Genomic DNA, 5,250 nt, shown 5'->3' with positions numbered 1-5,250 from the left:
CGCCGGAGGAGCGCAAGGCGATCATGGATGCGAGCCCGGTGAAGGGCAAATACGACACCGCGGTCGATGCCGAATCCGCCTACGAGATCATCCAGAAGCGGCTCGCCGGAACGGCGGCGCCGGCCGGCGGCAGCGCTGGCGGCGAGGGGGGCGGCATCTTCGGCCAGATCGGTTCGATCGCGTCCACGATCTTCGGCACCAACGTCAAGCGCGGCCGCATGTCGACCGGGCAGGTGATCGCGCGCAGTGTCACGCGCTCGGTGACCGACAAGGTGATCGGCGGCGTGGCCGCCGATCTCGGCAAATCGCTCGGTGGTTCGGTTGGCGGTTCGATCGGCCGGGCGCTGGTGCGCGGCGCTCTCGGTGGATTGCTGCGCAGATAGCATCGCGCCGGTCGACCGAAACCGGAGACCGGCTTTGCCTCCCGCGGCCGGCGCGCTACAACCTGGCGCAACGTCCAACAAAAAGGATATCCGCGATGTCCAACGCCAAGCTGCAGCCCGTCCTCGATCGCATCGACGCCGATTTCGACAACAGCCTCGAGCGGCTGTTCACGCTGCTGCGGATCAAATCGATCTCGGCCGATCCGGCCTTCGCTGATGACTGCAAGGCGGCTGCCGATCATCTCGCCAAGGACATCGCAACCCTCGGGTTCAAGACCGAAGTGCGGCCGACTGCCGGCCATCCGGCCGTGGTCGGCAAGCTGAACGGCTCGAGCGACGGACGCCCGCACGTGCTGTTCTACGGCCACTACGACGTGCAGCCGGTCGATCCCTTGAATCTCTGGCACCGTCCGCCGTTCGAACCCGTGGTGACCGACCATGCCGACGGGCGCAAGATCATCGTCGCGCGCGGCGCCGAGGACGACAAGGGACAGTTGATGACCTTCGTCGAGGCGTGCCGTGCCTGGAAGACGGTGACGGGATCGCTGCCGGTCGACATCACCATCGTCATCGAGGGTGAAGAGGAGATCGGTTCGAAGAATTTCGTGCCGTTCCTCGAGGCGAACAAGGACGGTCTCAAGGCCGACTTCGCGCTGGTCTGCGACACCGGCATGTGGGACCCGAATACGCCGGCGATCACCACCTCCTTGCGCGGCCTGGTCTATGACGAGGTCAAGATCAAGGCCGCTAATCGCGACCTGCATTCCGGCGTGTTCGGCGGCGGCGCGCAGAACCCGATCCGTGTGCTGACGCGGATTCTCGGCGGCCTGCATGACGAGAACGGTCACATCACCATCCCGGGTTTCTATGACGGCGTGATGGATTTGCCGCCGGACATTCTGGCCCAGTGGAAGCAGCTCAATCTGACGCCGGAGAGCTTCCTCAAGCCGATCGGCCTCTCGGTGCCCGCCGGCGAAAAGGACCGGCTCCTGATCGAGCAGGTCTCCTCGCGCCCGACCTGCGACATCAACGGCATCGTCGGCGGCTATACCGGCGAGGGCTCCAAGACGGTGATCGCGGCCGAGGCGTCGGCGAAGGTCTCGTTCCGCCTGGTCGAGGGACAGGATCCCGAGAAGATCCGAAAGGCGTTCCGCGGTTATGTGAAGGCGCGCCTGCCGGCCGACTGCAAGGCCGAGTTCACCGACCATTCCAGCGCGCCGGCGATCGCGCTCGACTGGAACATGAAGCCGCTGGCAGCCGCGCGCCGCGCGCTGACCGACGAATGGGGTAAGGAGGCGCTGCTGATCGGCTCCGGCGCCTCGATCCCGATCGTCGCCGATTTCAAGCACACGCTCGGCCTCGACAGCGTGCTGATCGGCTTCGGGCTCGACGACGACAACATCCATTCGCCGAACGAGAAGTACGACCTCAAGAGCTACCACAAGGGCATCCGCTCCTGGGCGCGGATCCTGGCGGCATTCGCCGACGCTAAATAGCGCGAGGGCAATTCACGTAAAAACGCCGCCCGGAATTGGGCGGCGTTTTGATTCCGATCGTGCAGAGGGTGTTGGCCGTTAGCCTACCCGAAGATTATGAAATTTCAATCACGGTAGCCGGGATTGACCCGGTCGAGCTTGCGCAGCAGCGGCGGCCAGACCAGCTGGGTCGAGCGCAGCTCGGCGCGATCCGGGTTGGAGAGCAGCTCGGTGTTCTTGTCGATCGCATGCTGGTCGACCGGATAGGCGATCGGTCCGAGCGCGCGGGTTGCCACCTGCATCGAGCAGGCGCGCTCCAGATGGTACATCCGCTCGAACGCGGAGGCGACCGAGCGGCCGACCGTCAGGGTGCCGTGATTGCGCAGCAGCATGTGGTTCTTGCTGCCGAGATCGCGCTGCAGGCGCGGGCGCTCGTCATGATCGAGCGCGATGCCTTCATAGTCGTGGTAGGCGAGGTCGTGGGTGACGAGCTGTGCGGTCTGGTTCAGTGGCAGCAGCCCGTCGGGGCCGCTCGACACCGCGGTGCCGTCGACGGTGTGCAGATGGAGCACGCAGCCGGCGTCCTCGCGCACCTCGTGGATCGCCGAATGGATGGTGAAGCCGGCCGGGTTGATGCTGTAGTCGCTCTTCGAGAGCTGGTTGCCGTCGAGGTCGACCTTGACCAGGCTCGACGCGGTGATCTCGTCGAACATCAGCCCGTAGGGGTTGATCAGGAAGTGATGCTCGGGCCCCGGCACGCGGGCGGAGATGTGGGTATCGACCAGATCGTCCCAGCCATAGAGCGCGACCAGCCGGTAGCAGGCAGCAAGATTGATCCGCTGCTCCCATTCTGCCGCACTCATATCCGACGGCACTTCCTTCAGGCGCGCTTCCGCTGGCGACATAGCCGATTGCTCCATTGATGGCGTTATTGCTTGGTCCAAGCGTAGCGCCGCCGCCGGACCGCAGCAAGACAGGGTAACGGCGTGACAGTCATGTCGGCATGCGGCCCACGATCGGAACGGCAATCGTCAGTGGGCAGCGTGATGCGTTACGGCGCCGGGATCGCCAGCAGGCTCGAGATGCTGCGGCCGCGGATGTCGTAGACGCGGGCGAACACGACGTCGTCGCGCTTGATCTCGACCATGACCGGCGCGGCCAGGCCCTTGCAGTAGAATTCGCCGAGCGTCATCGCGAAGTCGGCGGCGTTGCTGTCCCAGCCGATCGTGAAATCGGGGCCGAGCGCGACCTGCGCGGGGCGCTGCGGTCCGCACACCGCGACCTTCCACTTGCGGTTCTGCGGCGGCACTTCCTGCCGCTCCGCCAGTTGCTCGCGCAGCCCGTCGGATGCCTGCTTCAGCGCCAGGCCCCAATAGTCCAGCATGAAGAAGTTGTCCGCGGTGCGCACCGTGCCGGCGATGTGGTTGAAGTGCGTGTACTGATACGGGTGCAGGCGGATCATTTCGCTGAGCGGCAGCAAGAGGCCGAACGCGAACATGGCGAGCGCCGCGGGCTGCCAGGCGCGGCGGTTCTCGCCGAGCCAGTCCATGCCGCGCGCGAATGCGACGCCGGCCAGCACCGTCATCGGCGGAATCACGAAGATGAAGTGGCGGATGCCGTTATAGAGCGCCGGCCGCTTCACCATCGCGATCACCAGCGGCAGCGTCGCCGCCAGCGTCAGCATCAGCATGATCGACTTGCGCTTTGCGGTGACGTCGTAGCGCGACAGCGACATCAAGGTGATGACGACGGCGGCGGTCAGCAGCACCAGCAGCACTTCGGGAAGCTGCAGCGCGAACAAGGTGGGCAGATAGGACCACGGCATGTCGGGCACCGACACCAGCGCGCCGTCGAACATCTCCTTCCACGGTTTCTCGAAGAAGTGCGAGAAATAGGTCACCGCTTCGAGCGGGTGTCCGGGCTCCATGATCGACCACGGCCAGATCAGGCCCATCACGAGATAGCCCAGCACAAGTCCCGGCAGCAGCACATAGACGACATGGGCAAAGCGATGGGTCGCCTCGCGCGGGCCCTGCTTGCGGAATTCCTCGATCAGGAGCGGGACGAAGCCGACCACGGCGTAGATCAATGCGAGCCCGCCAAGCACGCGGCAGCCGATCGACAGGCCGGCCCCCAGGCCGACGATCAGGATGGTGCGCGGCGAGGGCGCCGGATATTCCTCGATCAGGCGGACCAGGCCCATGATCAGGACCACCATCGCCACGGCGAACGGCGCATCCTTCGGATTCATGAACATGTGGCCGTAGAAGGTCGGGCACAGCGCCAGCAGCAGCAGCGCCGCCAATCCCGCCAGCGGGCCGCCGACACGGCGCGCCAGGCGCCAGGTTACGGCAAGGCCGATAACGCCGACGATCGCGCCGAGCAGGCGGCGCGTCTCGAACAGTTCGAGCGGAATGATCTTGTGCAGCAGGGCCGCGGCCATGTCGAAGCCGCCGCCGTACATATACAGATTGGCAAACGACAGCGCGCCGGTGTCCTTGAACCCGGACTCGTACATGCGCAGCAGGAGGTCGGCATATTCAGCGTGGGTGTAATCGTCCCAGCCCAGACCGTAATCGCGGAACGTCAAGCCGGCGACCACGGCGACCACGCCGAGGACGAGGACAGCGAGATCGTCGCAGGTCTTCTCCACCGAGCGCCGCGCAGGCGCCTCGAGGGCAGACGTCGTAATCGATGACATAGCTAGTGATACCGGCGTGCCTGTGGCCCAGATTGGCGCTTTAGGGCCTCATTCCCCGGCATCCATAGCGCAGTTCCGTTTCCGAGTAATTGGTAATTGTGGCGTAATTTCCCAGATGCGTTGCAATAAATTGGCAGCAATTCGTAGCCAGTAAATCTACGGGAGCTGGCTGGCTGACGGCCGCTGCGACCGCGGTGAAGCAACGCATCGCGGCTTGGTTAAGCCGGATTTTAGGGAACTCTGTCTACAATTGGCGGTTGGCGGTGTGGGCAATATGACGGTATCGTGGCGTTGGTGGCCCGCGCCGATTTTCGGTCGGGTCTCCCGGGGGTTAGTTCGATGAAGGTTGGTCTGTTGGTCGTCGGCGCGGGCCTGGTCGTGGCGGGCTTGGCGGCGGTCGGCCTCGGAATTCCCTACAAGGAATTCAGCGTCGGCGGCACGTTGATCGCAACAGGCGTGACCGGCGCATGTACCGGCGTGATTGTTCTGGCCCTTGCCGCCATCCTTCGCGAACTCCAGGCCATGGGCGACCGGCTTGATGCCGTCGTTGCCGTGGGTCTGCGGTCCGGCTCGCCATCTGCAACTTCCCCGCGCGGCACTCCCGACGATCCGGTGTTCCCGCCGCCTGAGCCGAAGGTCTCGGCGCCTCCGCCGCTGGCTCCAGCGTTCCCGCCATCCGCTCCCGCGGCGC

4 protein-coding genes and 1 pseudogene are annotated in these 5,250 nt (G+C 65.1%); 3 read left to right on the top strand and 2 right to left on the bottom strand.

Annotated features, from left to right (window positions below; genetic code table 11):
• A partial coding sequence (locus tag AKL29_RS45960; protein WP_244482560.1) for a helicase HerA-like domain-containing protein occupies positions 1-383 on the top strand: 383 nt, incomplete at its 5' end.
• Positions 384-478: 95 nt separating this feature from the next.
• Positions 479-1,879, top strand: a complete 1,401-nt coding sequence (locus tag AKL29_RS33350) for a M20/M25/M40 family metallo-hydrolase (protein ID WP_050387175.1) — start codon at positions 479-481, stop codon at positions 1,877-1,879.
• 104 nt (positions 1,880-1,983) lie between these two features.
• Here AKL29_RS33350 and AKL29_RS33345 read toward each other — a convergent pair whose 3' ends face one another.
• Positions 1,984-2,763 carry a class II aldolase/adducin family protein gene (locus tag AKL29_RS33345; protein WP_028331642.1) on the bottom strand — a complete coding sequence of 260 codons (780 nt, stop codon included), beginning with the start codon at positions 2,761-2,763 and terminating at the stop codon, positions 1,984-1,986.
• Positions 2,764-2,909: 146 nt separating this feature from the next.
• Positions 2,910-4,559 (bottom strand): glycosyltransferase family 39 protein, encoded by a 1,650-nt coding sequence (locus AKL29_RS33340; protein WP_050387099.1) that lies wholly within the window; start codon positions 4,557-4,559, stop codon positions 2,910-2,912.
• 339 nt (positions 4,560-4,898) lie between these two features.
• Between AKL29_RS33340 and AKL29_RS45955 the strand changes: the two are divergent.
• Positions 4,899-5,250: pseudogene (locus AKL29_RS45955) on the top strand (hypothetical protein); the annotation flags it as partial.

The organism is Bradyrhizobium pachyrhizi, assembly GCF_001189245.1.
Taxonomy (GTDB): Bacteria; Pseudomonadota; Alphaproteobacteria; order Rhizobiales; family Xanthobacteraceae; genus Bradyrhizobium; species Bradyrhizobium pachyrhizi.
The sequence above is the reverse complement of the archived record's forward strand: the minus strand, read 5'-3'. Positions and strand labels throughout refer to the sequence as shown.

Coding starts and splice junctions, on each gene's coding strand:
- AKL29_RS33350 (WP_050387175.1), top strand. CDS start 479: ATGTCCAACGCCAAGCTGCAGCCCGTCCTCGATCGCATCGACGCCGAT.
- AKL29_RS33345 (WP_028331642.1), bottom strand. CDS start 2,763: ATGTCGCCAGCGGAAGCGCGCCTGAAGGAAGTGCCGTCGGATATGAGT.
- AKL29_RS33340 (WP_050387099.1), bottom strand. CDS start 4,559: ATGTCATCGATTACGACGTCTGCCCTCGAGGCGCCTGCGCGGCGCTCG.